Origin of the sequence: Streptomyces sp. NPDC021224, assembly GCF_044332905.1 — a bacterium.
GTDB lineage: Bacteria > Actinomycetota > Actinomycetes > Streptomycetales > Streptomycetaceae > Actinacidiphila.
The window spans coordinates 119,183-132,901 of record NZ_JBIRPW010000004.1 but is presented as its reverse complement, the minus strand read 5'-3'; the positions used below and the strand labels follow the sequence as shown (position 1 = coordinate 132,901).

Genomic DNA, 13,719 nt, shown 5'->3' with positions numbered 1-13,719 from the left:
CCGTGACCGCTTCGACCAGCCCCGGCATCGGGGCGGGCCGCTACGGCGTCACCAGCACCACGTCGAGGGTGCGGGGGCCGTGGACGCCCTCCACCCGGCTCAGCTCGATGTCGCTGGTCGCCGAGGGACCGGAGATCCAGGTGAGCGGCCGGGCCGGGTCCAGCCGCGGCAGCGCCTGCGGCACCGAGTCGACGACCTGCTCGGGCACCCGCACCACGCACACATGGTGGTCGGGGATGAGCGTGAGCAGCCGCCGTCCCTGGTCCGGGCCCGCGTCCAGGACGATCGTGCCGGTCTCGGCGACCGCCACCGCGCAGCCGGTCACGACGCTGTCGACCGTGTCCAGCCGGGCGGCCGGCAATGGTGTGCCGTCGTTCAGGACCTCGATACCGGCCGCCTCGACCTCGGGCAGCCACCCGCGTGGGGCCCGCTCCGGGACGACGACGCTGCGCGAGCCGTGCTCGGCCAGCAGCCGGGCGATCGTCGCGGGCAGGCCCGCGGCGTCGGTGCGGTGCACCGCGGCGCGGTAGTCGGTGAGGTTCTCGGCGAGCAGGTCCACCCGCTCGTCCGCGGTCCGCTCCGCGTGCACCGTCAGATAACCGCGCTCCGGGGGTTCCCCGCCCGGGGCGCCGCCGTCGGAGGTGACCGCCAGGGCCTGGCGCACCCGGCGCAGGATCTCGGCGCGGCTGTCCCCGTTCACTGCTGACCGCCCTTCGGTCCGTCGCCGTGCCCCGTCTCCGCCGGGCCTGCGCCCGCCCGCTGTTCGCGCTGCCGCCACCACTCGCGGAAGGACCGGCCCGGCAGCTCGGGCAGTTCGCGGCTCGCCGTCCAGGCCTTCGCCGTCCTGCCGGGCAGCCGCCGCGGGTGCAGCGCCCGGGTGCCCTGCGCGAGCCGCTGGGTGGTGCGCCAGGCCGCCGGGTGGTCCAGGGCCCAGCGCCCGGCACGCATCGCGGCGCGTTCGGCCGCGTGCCCCTTGGCGGGCCTGATCGTGGTACGGGTGCCCGCCCGGGTGACCTCGCCGCCCTCCACGACCCGTTCGCGCAGGCTCACCAGCACCTCGGGGATGTCGATGGCCACCGGGCAGACCTCGTAGCACGCCCCGCACAGGGAGGAGGCGTAGGGGAGCGAGGCGTCCAGCGCGGTGCCCGTGCCGCGCAGCTGCGGGGTGAGGATGGCGCCGATCGGACCGGGGTAGGCCGAGCCGTACGCGTGGCCGCCGGCCCGTTCGTACACCGGGCAGACGTTGAGGCAGGCCGAGCAGCGGATGCAGCGCAGCGCCTGCCGTCCGGTGGCGTCGGCGAGGGTGTCGGTGCGGCCGTTGTCCAGCAGGACGAGGTGGAAGGTACCCGGGCCGTCGCCGTCGGTGGTGCCCGTCCACATCGAGGTGTACGGATTCATGCGCTCGGCGGTGGAGGACCGTGGCAGCGTCTGCAGGAAGATCTCCAGATCCCGCCAGGTGGGCACGATCTTCTCGATGCCGGCGACGGTGATCAGGGTCTCCGGCACGGTCAGGCACATCCGGCCGTTGCCCTCGGACTCCAGGACGACCACCGTGCCGGTCTCGGCGACCATGAAGTTGGCGCCGGACACCGCGACCTTGGCCCGCAGGAACTTCTCCCGCAGGTGCAGCCGTGCCGCCTCCGCGAGCTCGCCCGGACTGTCGCCGAGGCCCTCGGGGGCGGGCCTGCCCCAGCGGCCCATCTGCTCGGTGAAGGTGTCGCGGATCTGCCGCCGGTTCTTGTGGATCGCCGGCACCAGGATGTGCGACGGGCGGTCGTCGGCGAGCTGCACGATCAACTCGGCCAGGTCGGTCTCGTACGCGGTGATGCCCGCCTCGGCCAGTGCCTCGTTGAGCTCGATCTCCTGCGTGGCCATTGACTTGACCTTGACGACCTCGCGCTCGCCGGTCTCCTGGACGAGCCGGGTCACGATCCGGTTGGCGTCGGCGGCGTCGGCGGCCCAGTGCACGGTGCCGCCCGCGGCGGTCACCGTGGACTCCAGCTGGAGCAGGTAGTGGTCCAGGTGCCGCAGGGTGTGGTCCTTGACGGCCGCGCCCGCGGCACGCAGCTCGGCCCAGTCGCCAAGTTCGGCGACCGCGGCGGCGCGCTTGGCGCGGATGGTGTGGGTGGCGTGCCGCAGGTTCGCCCGCAGCTGGGTGTCCCTGGTCGCGGGCGCGGCGGCCCGCGGAAAGGTCGGCAGGCCCAGGTAGGTGGAGTTCATCGGACCTCTTCCGTCCTTCGGTCGGACTTCTCCCGCGCAATGTGCCGCGGCCGCGTCCCGGGCGGCCGGTACGGCTCCTCGCGGGTCGAGGCCAGCACCTCGGCCAGGTGCACGGTGTGCATCGGCGCCTCGTCCCGGCGCAGGATGCCGTCCAGGTGCATCAGGCAGGAGTTGTCCGCCCCGCACAGCAGCCCGGCGCCGGTGCCGAGCGCGTTGGCCGTCTTGTCGCGGCCCATCGCGGCCGAGACGTCCGGGTTCTTGACGGCGAAGGTGCCGCCGAAGCCGCAGCACTCCTCGGAGCCCGGCAGCTCGCGCAGCTCCAGGCCCGCCACGGCGTCGAGCAGCCTGCGCGGCCGGTCGCCCAGCCCCAGCATGCGCAGCCCGTGGCAGGAGGGGTGGTAGGTCACCGTGTGCGGGAAGTACGCGCCCACGTCCGTGACGTCCAGCACGTCGACCAGGAATTCGGTGAGTTCGTAGGTCTTGGCCGCCAGCGCCGCCGCGGCCCGCTCCAGGCCGTCGCCGCGGCCCTCGGCCTTCGCCTTCGCGCCGATCCGCGGGTAGTTGTCGCGCACCATGGCCGCGCAGGAGCCGGAGGGGGTGACGACGCGGTCGTAGCCGTCGAAGGCCGCCGCCATGCGCAGCACCAGGGGCTCGGTCTCGCGCCGGTAGCCGGTGTTGAACTGCGGCTGCCCGCAGCACGACTGGGCGGCGGGGAAGTCCACCGTCACGCCCAGCCGCTCCAGCAGACGGACCGTCGCCTGCCCGGTGCCGGGGTAGAGCAGGTCGTTCACGCAGGTCACGAAAAGCGCTACACGCATGGGTCCTCCGCGCCGCACCGGCGCGGGCCGGGCTGATCTCGATCACGCATGCGCCCATACTGCCGCAGTCTGCCTCCCGGGGGAAGGAGACATCCGATGTTTATTGCGTCGGCGTGGCAGAAGTGGCGAGAAGCGCCCGTTCCCTGCTCAGCGGGCGGGTTGGAGCGCGGGGGGCGCGGCGGAGGGCCCCGGTGCCCGTCCGTCGAGCAGTGCGCGGATCTCGCGCACGGCGGTGCGGCCCGCGCGGTTGGCGCCGATGGTGCTGGCTGAGGGCCCGTACCCGACCAGGTGGATCCGCGGGTCCTTGACGACCCGGGTCCCCGCCACCCGCACGCCGCCGCCCGGCTCCCGCAGCCGCAGCGGCGCGAGGTGGTCGAGCGCGGCACGGAAACCGGTCGCCCACAAGATCACGTCGGCGTCGAGCGTGTCGCCGCCGTCCCAGGCCACCCCGTGCGGTGTGACGCGGTCGAACATCGGCAGGCGGCGCAGTGTGCCGCGGTCCGCGGCCTGCCGCACCGACTCGGTCGCCGCGAGCCCGGTCACGCTCACCACGCTCTGCGGCGGCAGCCCCCGGCGTACCCGCTCCTCGACGCGCGCCACCGCCTCGCGCCCCCAGTCCTCGTCGAACGGCGTGTCGCGGAAGACCGGCGGACGCCGTGTCACCCACGTCGTGCGCGCCACCTCCGCCAGCTCGATCAGCAGCTGGACGGCCGAGGTGCCGCCGCCGACCACGACCACGTGGCGGCCCGCGAACTCCGCGGCCCCCGGGTAGCCGGCCGTGTGCAACTGGCGGCCGAGAAAGGTCTCCTGCCCGGGGTAGTACGGCACGAAGGGCCGGTCCCAGGTGCCCGTCGCGTTGACCAGCGCCCGCGCCGCCCAGGTGCCCGCGTCCGTCTCCACCAGCAGCCGCCCGCCGCCGTCGCGCACCGCGGTGACGTCCACCGGGCGGCGCACCCGCAGGTCGAACCGCTGCTCGTAGGCGGCGAAGTACCCGGCCACCACCTCGGCCGACGGCCGCCGCGGGTCCGCCTCGCCGAGCGGCATGCCCGGCAGCTCGTGCACCCCGTGCGCCTTGCCGTAGGTCAGCGAGGGCCAGCGGTACTGCCAGGCGCCGCCGGCCCCGGGGGAGTGGTCCAGCAGGACGAAGCCGGCGCCCGGCTCCAGCCCGGACCGGCGCAGGAAATACCCGGCCGACAGCCCGGCCTGCCCCGCGCCGACCACCGCCACCTCGACCTCGCGCACCGCATCGTCCATGCAGACGGCAACGGTGCGGGCCCGGCAATGCTTCCCGGGCCCGGCGGCGGCCCCGCTCCCGGGGACCTACTCCGGCATCCGGGGCTCGGACGCCCAGCGGCGCAGCCGGGCCACCCGTTCGGCCGCCTCCTCCAGCCGCTGCTGCGGGAGGTCGCCGTCCGCCACCGCCCGCGCCGCGGCGGCGTGGATCGCGTCCCGCACCCCCGCGCCGCTCGACGGTCCGAGGCGCACCAGGTCCACCCCGGCGATCCAGGCCAGTACCGCGGCGCCCGGTACGCCCCAGCCGTCGACGATGGCCGGCCGGTCGAGCGACTCGCTCAGCACGACCCCGCGGTAGCCCAGCTCGCCGCGCAGCACGCCGGTGACCGCGCGGGCGCTGAGCATCGCGGGCACCTCCTCGTCCCCGGGCGCGGGCGCGTGGCCCGCGGTGATGGCCCGTACGCCCGCCGCGGCGCCCTCCGCGAAGGGCCGCAGGCTGGTCGCGTCGCCCGCGGTGAAGGGGCCGAGGGCGGCGGCGACGCCGTGCGTCTGGAGGTCGGTGACGAAGACCCGGGTGTCGTCGGCCCGCGCGCCCGGGTGCACGGCCAGGTGCAGGTTGGCGCCCGCCGCGACGAGTTCGGCCGCCGCCGCGCAGCCGTCGGTGCGGGCCGGGTGCTCCGGGCGGCGGACCGGCGGCGGGCCCGCATGGCCGGTGAGGGCGTCCGGCAGCGCCGCCTTGAGGGCCTGCGCCGTCGCGCGGGCGGCCGTGCCCTGGGCGTCCACGGCGGCGCCGGGGGCGCCGTTCTCCAGGCTGTGCAGGATCCAGTCGGGCAGTCGGCCGCCGCGTCCCCGTACGGTGGGCAGCAGGCAGGAGTCGACCAGTGCGGTGAGCCGGCGCAACGCGAATGCCCCCCTCCGGGCCGCGGGCTTGGGCCGGACGGTGGTCCGGGTCCGCAGAATGGTACAGACCAATCCCCGGTCCCGGCAACGATCCCCCCGCCGACCAGCCCCTCGGGCGTCCGGCCGCCCCGCACAACGCGCCGGACGCCCCCAACGGCCCGCCGCCGGGCGGCCGTACCCCGGGTGAGCGGACGCGGCGGGCGGTGCACAATGGCCGTATGGGTGATCGCTTCCGTTCCCGTGTGATCGACGTGGCCACCGGCTCGGCAGAGACCGTGCACGACCTGACGCAGGAGTGCGCGGCCTTCCTGCGGGAGGCCGCCGGGGGCCGCGACGGCCTGCTCAACGTCTTCGTGCCGCACGCCACAGCGGGGGTCGCGATCATCGAGACCGGCGCCGGCAGCGACGACGACCTGCTGGCCGCCCTGCGCGACCTGCTCCCCGCCGACGACCGCTGGCGCCACCGGCACGGCACCCCCGGCCACGGCCGCGACCACGTGCTGCCCGCGTTCGTCCCGCCGCACGCCACCCTCCCGGTGCTCGGCGGCGCCCTGGAGCTGGGCACCTGGCAGTCGGTGGTGCTGGTCGACACCAACCGCGACAACCCCCGCCGCCAGGTCCGGCTGAGCTTCCTCGGCTGAAGAGGGCCGCGCACCGGGCGCCCGCGGCCCCGCCCGGAAGCCGTCAGCCCCCGGGCCGCCCGGTGGCCAGGAAGTCCGCCAGGTCGTAGCGCACCGGCTCCTCCAACTGGGCGTACGTGCACTGCTCCGGCTCACGGTCCGGCCGCCAGCGGCGGAACTGCGCGGTGTGCCGGAAGCGGTCCCCCTGCATGTGGTCGTAGGCGACCTCCAGGACGCGCTCGGGGCGCAGCGGCAGCCACGACAGGTCCTTCTTGCCCGTCCAGCGGCTCGGGCCGCCGGGGAGCCGGCTCGTCCCCTGCGCCTCCTCGCTCGTCCAGTCCTGCCACGGGTGCCCGGCCACCGACTCCATGAGCAGCGGCGCCAGTTCCTCCATGAGCTGCGCCCGGCGCCGCATCGGGAAGGACGCGCAGACGCCGACGTGCTGCAGGCGGCCCGCGCCGTCGTACAGGCCGAGCAGCAGCGAGCCCACGACGGGGCCGCTCTTGTGCTGGCGCAGGCCGGCGACCACGCAGTCCGCGGTGCGCTCGTGCTTGACCTTGACCAGGACCCGCTCCCCGGGCCGGTAGGGCAGCTGCGGCGGCTTGGCCACGATGCCGTCCAGGCCCGCGCCCTCGAAGCGGTCGAACCAGTCCCCGGCGAGCGCCGGGTCGGTGGTGGCGGGCGCGGTGAAGACCGGCGCGTCCGCGTCCCGCAGCGCCGCCGTCAGCGCCTCCCGGCGGGCGCTCTGCGGCTCCTCCATGAGCGACCGGTCGTCCAGGGCGAGCAGATCGAAGGCGACGAAGGCCGCGGGCGTCACCTCCGCCAGATGGTGTACCCGTGACTCGGCCGGGTGGATGCGCTCCAGCAGCGCGTCGAAGTCCAGCCGCCCGTCCCGGGCGATGACGATCTCGCCGTCCAGCACGCAGCGCCGCGGGATCCGGCTCCGCAGCGCCTCGACCACCTCGGGGAAGTACCGGGTGAGCGGCTTGGTGGAGCGGCTGCCCAGCTCGATCTCGTCGCCGTCGCGGAAGACGACGGCCCGGAAACCGTCCCATTTCGCCTCGTACTGCATGCCCGGCGGAATGGTCTTCGCGGGCTTGGCGAGCATCGGCTGCACTGGGGGCATCACCGGCAGGTCCATGGTCCGATTGTGCGCGCGGCCGGCGCCCCGGGCGCGGTGGCGGCCCGTCCGGCCTAGCGTGGGAGGCATGGCAGAGACGCTGGAGCTGACCGTCGGCGAGCGCACCGTGCGCGTCTCGCACCCGGACAAGGTCTACTTCCCGCAACGCGGCCTGACCAAGGCCGACCTGGTGCGCTACTACCTGTCCGTGGGCGACGGGATCCTGCGGGCGCTCCGCGACCGCCCCACGACCATGGAGCGCTACGTCGACGGCGTCGAGGGCGAGTCGTTCTTCCAGAAGCGCGCCCCCAAGAACCTCCCGGACTGGATCCCGACCGGCCGGATCGCCTTCCCCAGCGGCCGCTACGCCGACGAGATCTGCCCCACCGAGGTGGCCGCCGTGCTGTGGGCGGCCAACCTCGGCACCTTCACCTTCCACCCCTGGCCGGTCCGCCGCGGCGACACCGAGCACCCCGACGAGCTGCGCATCGACCTCGACCCGCAGCCCGGCACGGACTTCGCCGACGCCGTGCGCGCCGCCCTGCGGCTGCGCGAGGTGCTGGACGGGCTGGGCCTGCGGGGCTGGCCCAAGACCTCCGGCGGGCGCGGGCTGCACGTCTTCGTGCCGATCGCGCCCGAGTGGACGTTCGTCCAGGTGCGCCGCTCGGCCATCGCGGTGGCCCGCGAACTGGAGCGGCGCGACCCCGGGCACATCACCACGGCGTGGTGGAAGGAGGAGCGCGGCGAGAAGATCTTCGTCGACTACAACCAGACGGCGCGCGACCGCACGATCGCCAGCGCGTACTCCGTACGCCCCTTCGCGCACGCCCCGGTGTCCGCGCCGCTGCGCTGGGAGGAGCTGACCGAGGTCGCCCCGGCCGACTTCGACCTGGTCACCATGCCCGCCCGGTACGCCGAGCTGGGCGACCTGCATGCCGACATGGACGAGCACGCCTTTCGCCTCGACGCGGCCCTGGACCTCGCCGACCGCGACGAGCGTGAGCACGGCCTCGGCGACCTCCCGTACCCGCCCGAGCACCCGAAGATGAAGGGCGAGCCCCGGCGCGTCCAGCCGAGCCGGGCGCGCAAGCCCGCAGATTGACACCGCGGGGCGCCCCCCGTGCGGTGTTGTGTGGCGGAAATCGTCACACGGCTGTCCTTGCCGCCACCGGAGCAGCCCGCCCAGGATGGACGCATGACCCGCCGGAATGTCGTCTTCGCCGTCTTCCCCGGCTTCCAGATGCTCGACCTCGCCGGGCCGCACGAGGTCTTCGTGCAGGCCGGGCGGCGGGCCGAGCGTGCCGGGAGGCCGGGAGTCGCGGTGACCACGGTGGCCGCGGCACCCGGCCCGGTCGCCTCCAGCGGCGGCCTCGCGGTCTCCCCGACCCGGACGGCCCGCGAGTTCACCGGCCCGGTGGACACCCTCGTCGCCGTCGGCGGCGCTGGCGTCCACGAGGCCTGCGCGGACGGTGAGTTCGTCGACTGGTTCGCCCGTACCGCGCGCCGGGCCCGGCGCACCGCCTCGGTGTGCAGCGGCGCCTTCCTGCTGGGCGCCGCCGGGCTGCTGGACGGGCGGCGGGCGGTCACCCACTGGTCGTCGTGCGCGCTGCTCGCCGAGCGGTACCCGGCGGCCGTCGTCGACCCCGACCCGATCTTCGTACGGGACGGCGACCTGTGGACGTCCGCGGGTGTCACCGCCGGGATGGACCTCGCCCTCGCCATGGTCGAGGCCGACGACGGGCCCGAGGTGGCGCGGGCCATCGCCCGGCAGCTGGTGATGTTCGTGCAGCGTCCCGGCGGCCAGGCGCAGTTCAGCGCGCAGCTCGCCGCCCAGCGGCCGGTCCGGCAGCCGCTGCGCGAGGTGCTGGACTGGATCGCCGACCACCTCGGCGACGACCTCGGCGTGCCCGCGCTCGCCGCCAGGGCCGGGATGAGCGAACGCAACTTCACCCGCGTCTTCCGCGCCGAGACCGGGCGCACCCCCGCCGCGTACGTCGAGAGCGCCCGCGTCGAGGCGGCCCGCCGGCTGCTGGAGTCCACCGGCACACCGCTGGACGCCGTCGCGCGCAGTTGCGGCTACGGCACCGTGGCCACGCTGCACCGCAGTTTCAAACGCGCCGTACGGGTGACGCCCGGCGAGTACCGGCGGCGCTTCGCGCCCCACACCGTCAGGGGCTGAACCCGCGTCACCCCCGGGACCCCACCCACCGCTGCACCGGCCAGGAAAGGCACCCCGCCATGCGTATCGTCCTCCCGCTCTTCGACGGTTTCACGGCGCTCGACGCCGTCGGCCCCTACGAGGTCCTGCGCAACCTGCCGGACGCCGACGTCGTCTTCGCCGCCGCGGCCCCGGGACCGGTCACCGACGGCGCGGGACGGCTCGTCCTCACCGCCGCCGCGTCGTTCGCCGACATCACCGCCGCCGACGTCCTGGTGGTCCCCGGCGGTCCCGGCGCCCGCGCGGGCACCGGCGACCCGGAGTTGCTCGACTGGATCCGCGCCGTCCACGCCACCACCGCCTGGACCACCTCGGTGTGCACCGGCTCGCTGCTGCTGGGCGCCGCCGGACTGCTCGCCGGACTGCGCGCCACGACCCACTGGAGCGCGACGGAACTGCTGGCGTCCTACGGGGCCGTCCCCACCGGGCAGAGGGTCGTCGAGCAGGGCCGGATCGTCACCGCGGCCGGGGTCTCCGCCGGCATCGACATGGCACTGCGGCTCACCGAGCTGATCGCGGGCCCGGTCGCGGCCCAGGCCTGCCAGCTCGCGATCGAGTACGACCCGCAGCCGCCCTTCGACGCGGGCTCCTGGAGCAAGGCCCCGCAGGCCGCGAAGGACTACCTGGCGGCCCGCTGACCGCCCTCCCCGGGCGGCGCCGCCGTCCCGTCCTCCTCCGGCACGGCCGGGCCCTGCTCGGCCGCCAGCGACTCCACGAGCGGCAGCAGCCGGTGCGCGACCCGCTCGCTCAGGGCTATCTCGGTACGGATCCGCACCACGCCCGGCAGCCGGCCCAGCCGCTGGATGACCGCCTCCAGATGCGCGTTGTCGCGCGCCACCACCCGGGTCAGCAGATCGCCGCCACCACCCGCGACCGAGAACGCTTCGACGATCTCCGGCACCGCGGCCAGCGCCGCGCCCACCTCGTCCAGATGCCCGCGGGCGACCTCCAACCGCACGAAGGCCAGCACCGGATGGCCCAGCGCGGCGGGGGAGACCCGCGGGCCCGCGACGGTGATGACCCCGTCGCGTTCCAGCCGCTCCAGGCGGGCCTGCAAGGTGCCGCGGGCGACGCCCAGGATGCGGGCGTATCCGCGGACGCTCGTACGGGGCTGGTCGAGCATCAGCCGCACTATGCGGGCGTCCAGGGCGTCGAAGGGCATGGTGCGGCCGTACTCCTCGCGGGCGTGGGCGACCGTGGTGATCGCCGGGGATCTCATGATCACCGTACTGACGGCCCCCGGCGGACCGGCTACTTTGAGCCATCACCGCCGCGAACGGCCGCCCGCGCCGCCCAACGGCCCCCGACAGCCGCCGCGTCGGGGTGCCACCGGCAGGCCGCAGACAGCCCCCGCGCGCGACGCGGCCGCCGCGAGGCACTACTCTCGGCCGCCGTACAGACATCAGGCGGAAGAGGTACGGCAGTGGCCGGGCACGCATACATCGGTTCGTTCACCTCAGGGGGCGGGCGCGGCCTCACCACGGCCGCCGTCGACCCGGGGACGGGAGCGCTCACCGCGCTGGGCGCCACCGCCGACGTGGTCAACCCGTCTTTCCTGGTGGTGTCCCCCGATGGGGGGACGCTCTACACGGTCAGCGAGACCGACCCGGACGGCGCAGCCGCCGCCTTCTCGCTCGCCGACCCGGCCGCGCCCGCGCTCATCGGCGCGCCCGTCGCGGTGCACGGCGGCTCGCCCACCCACCTGGCCGTCCACCAGGGCCACCTGCTGACCGCCAACTACTCGGCGCCCGGCAGCGTCAGCGTGCTCGCGATCCGCGCCGACGGCGGGCTCGACGGGCTGCGCTCGGTGCTGGAGCACGAGGGCGACGGCCCCAACCAGCAGCGCCAGGAGGGCCCGCACGCGCACGCCGTGCTGCCCGACCCGGCCGGCCGCTGGGCGGTCAGCGTGGACCTCGGCACCGACTCGCTGCGGGTGTGCGAACTCGACACCGCCACCGGCGAGCTGGAGATCGAGCGCGAACTCGGCCTGCGCTCCGGCATCGGCCCGCGGCACCTCGCCTTCCACCCGGACGGGCGGCACGCGTACGTCATGAACGAGCTGGACTCCGTGGTCACCGTGTGCGGCTGGGACGCCGAACGCGGCAGCCTGCGCCCGCTGTCCGAGACCCGGGTGCTGCCGGACGGGACCGACGGCGAGAACTACCCCTCCGAACTCGTGGTCTCCGCCGACGGGCGCTTCGCCTGGGCCGCCAACCGCGGCCACAACAGCATCGCGGTGCTCGCCGTGCACGACGGCGGCGAGCGGCTCGAACTCCTCGACACCGTCAGCTGCGGCGGCGACTGGCCGCGCCACCTCACCCTCGACCCCGAGGGCACCCGGCTCTACGCGGCCAACGAGCGCTCGGGCGACGTCACCTGGTTCGACGTCGACCCGGCCACCGGCATCCCCAAGCAGGCCGGCTCGCTCGACGTGCCCGCCGCGTCCTGTGTCGTCTTCCGCTGAACCCGCCTTGCCCCGGGCCGCTCGCCGACAGCGCGGGGCGGGCGGCCCCGGCCCGGGACCGCCTGCCCCGCGGACGCGGTGCAGGGCCCGGTCAGCGCATCGGCACGCCGCTGCCCTGCTGCGGCATCGCCAGGCCCAGCGCCGCCGCGTACTGCGTGACGACCAGCTTGCCGACCGCCGGGTAGGGGCCCAGCGCGTCGGCGGCGGAGCAGCCCGCCTCCTCGGCGGCGGTGTGCAGCACCTGCGGGGCGATCTCCGGACCGATCAGGCACGGCGCGAGCGCCAGCGTGCCGGAGCCGGAGGAGCGCAGCTGCTCGGCGGCGGACGCGATGGAGCCGTCCTCGTCGAGCGCGGCCGCGAGTACCGGCACCGCGAGCCGGGCGGCGAGCAGCAGCCCGGTCACCCCGGCGGCCTGCGCGGCCTCCTCGCCGCCGACGGTGGCGAGAATGATGCCGTCCGCGGCGGTCGCCACCGTGAAGAGCCGGGCCCGGTCGGCGCGCGCCAGCCCCGCCTCGGACAGCCGCACGTGCAGCGCCTCGGCGAGCAGCGGGTGCGGGCCCAGCACCTCGGTCAGTTCCACCTGGGCCTTGCTGTCGGCCACGGCCTGCCGCACACGGCGCAGCACCGACGCCTCGGGGCCGGCCAGCAGCGGCACCACGACCGCGGAGACGTCCTCACCGGCGCGCTCGACCGCCACCTGGTCCAGCACGCTGCGCAGCGAGGGGAATTCGGCGTCCTCGGCGTCCGTCCCGTCCACGAAGCCGACCCGCGGGTCGAGCCCGGACAGCTCGGAACGCGCGATGCTGACGACCTCCTCGGCCAGGCTCAGCGCGGCTGTCGACGGAGTGCCGGGAACAGCGAGGACCAGCACCGGGGCGCCCTCGGGCGCGGAGAGCGCCTCGGGCCGGCGGTGCCGTCCGGTCTGGCGCGGGCGCGGCATGCGAACAGGGAGACCGGAGGCGGGACCGCCTGTGGTAGTGCTCATGGCGTGGCATGCTAACGCCTCGCGGCGCTCGGCCGTCCAGCCGGGTGCGGGACGGTGCGGCCTGTCCTGAACTGTCCGTTTCCGTTGCCGCGCAGGCCGTCACCGACCGTCAGAAGGCGGTCATCGTATGCGTCTGAGCAGCGGCGACCGTTCTGCCACCGCCCGGTCAGCGGCTGCTGACGGTCAGCAGCGCACCGTCGCACGGCAACGACGGCGAACCGGCGTGCAGGGCGCCGGCGATCATCAGCGCGCCGTCCAGCGGGTCGCCCGCCGCGGGCACCAGGACGGCGTCGGGCAGCAGCCACTCCGCCTGGTCGCGCAGCGGCGTGAGCAGCGGCTCGCCCATCCGGAAGAGCCCTCCGGCCAGACCCACCGCGACGCTTCCGTCGCCCGGCGGGCGGGCCGCCGCGGCCGACTCAAGGATGTACTGCGCCGCCTGCCGCAGGATGCCGGAGGCCACCGGGTCCTGTGCGGCGCAGCGCGCCACGTCGGGCGCGAAGGACGCCAGCACCGCGGGCCGGTCGGCACGGGGGTAGAGCAGGCCGGGGAGCGTGTCCGGCGGGCCGAACCGCTCCCGCACGCAGGCCAGCAGGGGGTCCGAGCCGCCGGCCCGGCCGTCGTGCGCGCGCATCGCGGCGTCCAGTCCCGCGCGGCCGATCCAGGCACCGCCGCCCGCGTCGCCCAGCAGATGGCCCCAGCCGTCGACGCGCCGCCAGGTGTCCCCGGAGGTGCCCAGCGCGATCAGCCCCGTCCCGGCGGCGACGACCACGCCGGGACGCAGCCCGAGTGCGCCGGCGTAAGCGGTGACCGCGTCCCCGGCCAGCGCCAGGGTGCGCACGCCGAAGGCCTCGCCGAGGGCGGCGGGCAGCACGGCGCGCAGGTCGTCGCCGAGTGTCGCCATCCCGGCCGCGCCGACGCAGGCCGCGGTCACCGACTCGGCACCCGTCTCGCGCAGCAGCCCGGACACCAGCGGCAGCACCCGGTCGAGCAGGCTGGCCGCGTCGATGCCGCGCTCGCCGGTCACCGCGGGGCGGTCGGCCGTGACCGGCGCGGGGCCTCCCGAGCCGTCGGCGCGGGCGACGGCCACCCGCACCCCGGAGCCGCCCGAGTCGACCCCCAGTACCCAGTGCGTCATGCCGGG

The 13,719-nt window shown here is 75.6% G+C and carries 14 protein-coding genes; 5 read left to right on the top strand and 9 right to left on the bottom strand.

What is annotated here, in order from left to right; all coding sequences use genetic code 11:
* Window positions 1–40: 40 nt before the first annotated feature.
* The 5 genes from ACH4PY_RS12310 to ACH4PY_RS12290 form a co-directional block, all read right to left on the bottom strand.
* Window positions 41–700, bottom strand: a complete 660-nt coding sequence (locus ACH4PY_RS12310; RefSeq protein ID WP_398179704.1) for a lactate utilization protein C — start codon at window positions 698–700, stop codon at window positions 41–43.
* Window positions 697–2,220 carry a lactate utilization protein B gene (locus ACH4PY_RS12305; RefSeq protein WP_398179701.1) on the bottom strand — a complete coding sequence of 508 codons (1,524 nt, stop codon included), beginning with the start codon at window positions 2,218–2,220 and terminating at the stop codon, window positions 697–699. The genes ACH4PY_RS12310 and ACH4PY_RS12305 overlap by 4 nt, the downstream gene beginning before the upstream one ends.
* Window positions 2,217–3,038, bottom strand: a complete 822-nt coding sequence (locus ACH4PY_RS12300) for a (Fe-S)-binding protein (RefSeq protein WP_398179698.1) — start codon at window positions 3,036–3,038, stop codon at window positions 2,217–2,219. Before ACH4PY_RS12300 ends, ACH4PY_RS12305 begins: the two co-directional genes overlap by 4 nt.
* A 147-nt stretch (window positions 3,039–3,185) precedes the next feature.
* Window positions 3,186–4,292, bottom strand: a complete 1,107-nt coding sequence (locus ACH4PY_RS12295) for an NAD(P)-binding domain-containing protein (RefSeq protein WP_398179695.1) — start codon at window positions 4,290–4,292, stop codon at window positions 3,186–3,188.
* A gap of 66 nt (window positions 4,293–4,358) precedes the next feature.
* Entirely contained in the window at window positions 4,359–5,171 is an 813-nt protein-coding gene (locus ACH4PY_RS12290) for a glycoside hydrolase family 3 N-terminal domain-containing protein (protein ID WP_398179692.1), read from the bottom strand.
* A gap of 218 nt (window positions 5,172–5,389) precedes the next feature.
* Between ACH4PY_RS12290 and ACH4PY_RS12285 the strand changes: the two genes are divergently transcribed.
* On the top strand, window positions 5,390–5,812 hold the full coding sequence (locus ACH4PY_RS12285; RefSeq protein WP_398179689.1) for a YjbQ family protein: 423 nt from the start codon (window positions 5,390–5,392) through the stop codon (window positions 5,810–5,812).
* Between the two features lie 43 nt (window positions 5,813–5,855).
* Here ACH4PY_RS12285 and ACH4PY_RS12280 read toward each other — a convergent pair whose 3' ends face one another.
* Entirely contained in the window at window positions 5,856–6,932 is a 1,077-nt protein-coding gene (locus ACH4PY_RS12280) for an ATP-dependent DNA ligase (RefSeq protein WP_398179686.1), read from the bottom strand.
* 67 nt (window positions 6,933–6,999) lie between these two features.
* On the opposite strand from ACH4PY_RS12280, the gene ligD reads away from it, so the two are divergent.
* From ligD to ACH4PY_RS12265, 3 genes are all read left to right on the top strand, one after another.
* Entirely contained in the window at window positions 7,000–8,013 is a 1,014-nt protein-coding gene (gene ligD, locus ACH4PY_RS12275) for a non-homologous end-joining DNA ligase (RefSeq protein WP_398179682.1), read from the top strand.
* 93 nt (window positions 8,014–8,106) lie between these two features.
* On the top strand, window positions 8,107–9,090 hold the full coding sequence (locus ACH4PY_RS12270) for a GlxA family transcriptional regulator (protein WP_398179679.1): 984 nt from the start codon (window positions 8,107–8,109) through the stop codon (window positions 9,088–9,090).
* Window positions 9,091–9,149: 59 nt separating this feature from the next.
* Window positions 9,150–9,767, top strand: a complete 618-nt coding sequence (locus tag ACH4PY_RS12265) for a DJ-1/PfpI family protein (RefSeq protein ID WP_398179676.1) — start codon at window positions 9,150–9,152, stop codon at window positions 9,765–9,767.
* On the opposite strand, the gene ACH4PY_RS12260 is transcribed toward ACH4PY_RS12265, so the two are convergent.
* Window positions 9,749–10,291, bottom strand: coding sequence for an Lrp/AsnC family transcriptional regulator (locus tag ACH4PY_RS12260; RefSeq protein ID WP_398180818.1), 543 nt, complete (start codon window positions 10,289–10,291; stop codon window positions 9,749–9,751). The genes ACH4PY_RS12265 and ACH4PY_RS12260 overlap by 19 nt on opposite strands.
* Before the next feature lie 261 nt (window positions 10,292–10,552).
* Here ACH4PY_RS12260 and ACH4PY_RS12255 point away from each other — a divergent pair, with 261 nt between their 5' ends.
* Complete coding sequence (locus ACH4PY_RS12255; RefSeq protein ID WP_398179673.1) at window positions 10,553–11,593, top strand: lactonase family protein; 1,041 nt, start codon at window positions 10,553–10,555, stop codon at window positions 11,591–11,593.
* 91 nt (window positions 11,594–11,684) lie between these two features.
* On the opposite strand, the gene ACH4PY_RS12250 is transcribed toward ACH4PY_RS12255, so the two are convergent.
* Window positions 11,685–12,578 (bottom strand): sirohydrochlorin chelatase, encoded by an 894-nt coding sequence (locus ACH4PY_RS12250; protein ID WP_398179670.1) that lies wholly within the window; start codon window positions 12,576–12,578, stop codon window positions 11,685–11,687.
* Between the two features lie 166 nt (window positions 12,579–12,744).
* Window positions 12,745–13,713 carry an N-acetylglucosamine kinase gene (locus tag ACH4PY_RS12245; protein WP_398179667.1) on the bottom strand — a complete coding sequence of 323 codons (969 nt, stop codon included), beginning with the start codon at window positions 13,711–13,713 and terminating at the stop codon, window positions 12,745–12,747.
* Window positions 13,714–13,719 lie beyond the last annotated feature (6 nt).

Excerpts from the sequence above, each read along its gene's own strand:
- ACH4PY_RS12305 (WP_398179701.1), bottom strand. The coding sequence starts at position 2,220 with ATGAACTCCACCTACCTGGGCCTGCCGACCTTTCCGCGGGCCGCCGCG.
- ACH4PY_RS12300 (WP_398179698.1), bottom strand. The coding sequence starts at position 3,038 with ATGCGTGTAGCGCTTTTCGTGACCTGCGTGAACGACCTGCTCTACCCC.
- ACH4PY_RS12295 (WP_398179695.1), bottom strand. The coding sequence starts at position 4,292 with ATGGACGATGCGGTGCGCGAGGTCGAGGTGGCGGTGGTCGGCGCGGGG.
- ACH4PY_RS12285 (WP_398179689.1), top strand. The coding sequence starts at position 5,390 with ATGGGTGATCGCTTCCGTTCCCGTGTGATCGACGTGGCCACCGGCTCG.
- ACH4PY_RS12280 (WP_398179686.1), bottom strand. The coding sequence starts at position 6,932 with ATGGACCTGCCGGTGATGCCCCCAGTGCAGCCGATGCTCGCCAAGCCC.
- ligD (WP_398179682.1), top strand. The coding sequence starts at position 7,000 with ATGGCAGAGACGCTGGAGCTGACCGTCGGCGAGCGCACCGTGCGCGTC.
- ACH4PY_RS12270 (WP_398179679.1), top strand. The coding sequence starts at position 8,107 with ATGACCCGCCGGAATGTCGTCTTCGCCGTCTTCCCCGGCTTCCAGATG.
- ACH4PY_RS12265 (WP_398179676.1), top strand. The coding sequence starts at position 9,150 with ATGCGTATCGTCCTCCCGCTCTTCGACGGTTTCACGGCGCTCGACGCC.
- ACH4PY_RS12260 (WP_398180818.1), bottom strand. The coding sequence starts at position 10,291 with ATGCCCTTCGACGCCCTGGACGCCCGCATAGTGCGGCTGATGCTCGAC.
- ACH4PY_RS12250 (WP_398179670.1), bottom strand. The coding sequence starts at position 12,578 with ATGAGCACTACCACAGGCGGTCCCGCCTCCGGTCTCCCTGTTCGCATG.
- ACH4PY_RS12245 (WP_398179667.1), bottom strand. The coding sequence starts at position 13,713 with ATGACGCACTGGGTACTGGGGGTCGACTCGGGCGGCTCCGGGGTGCGG.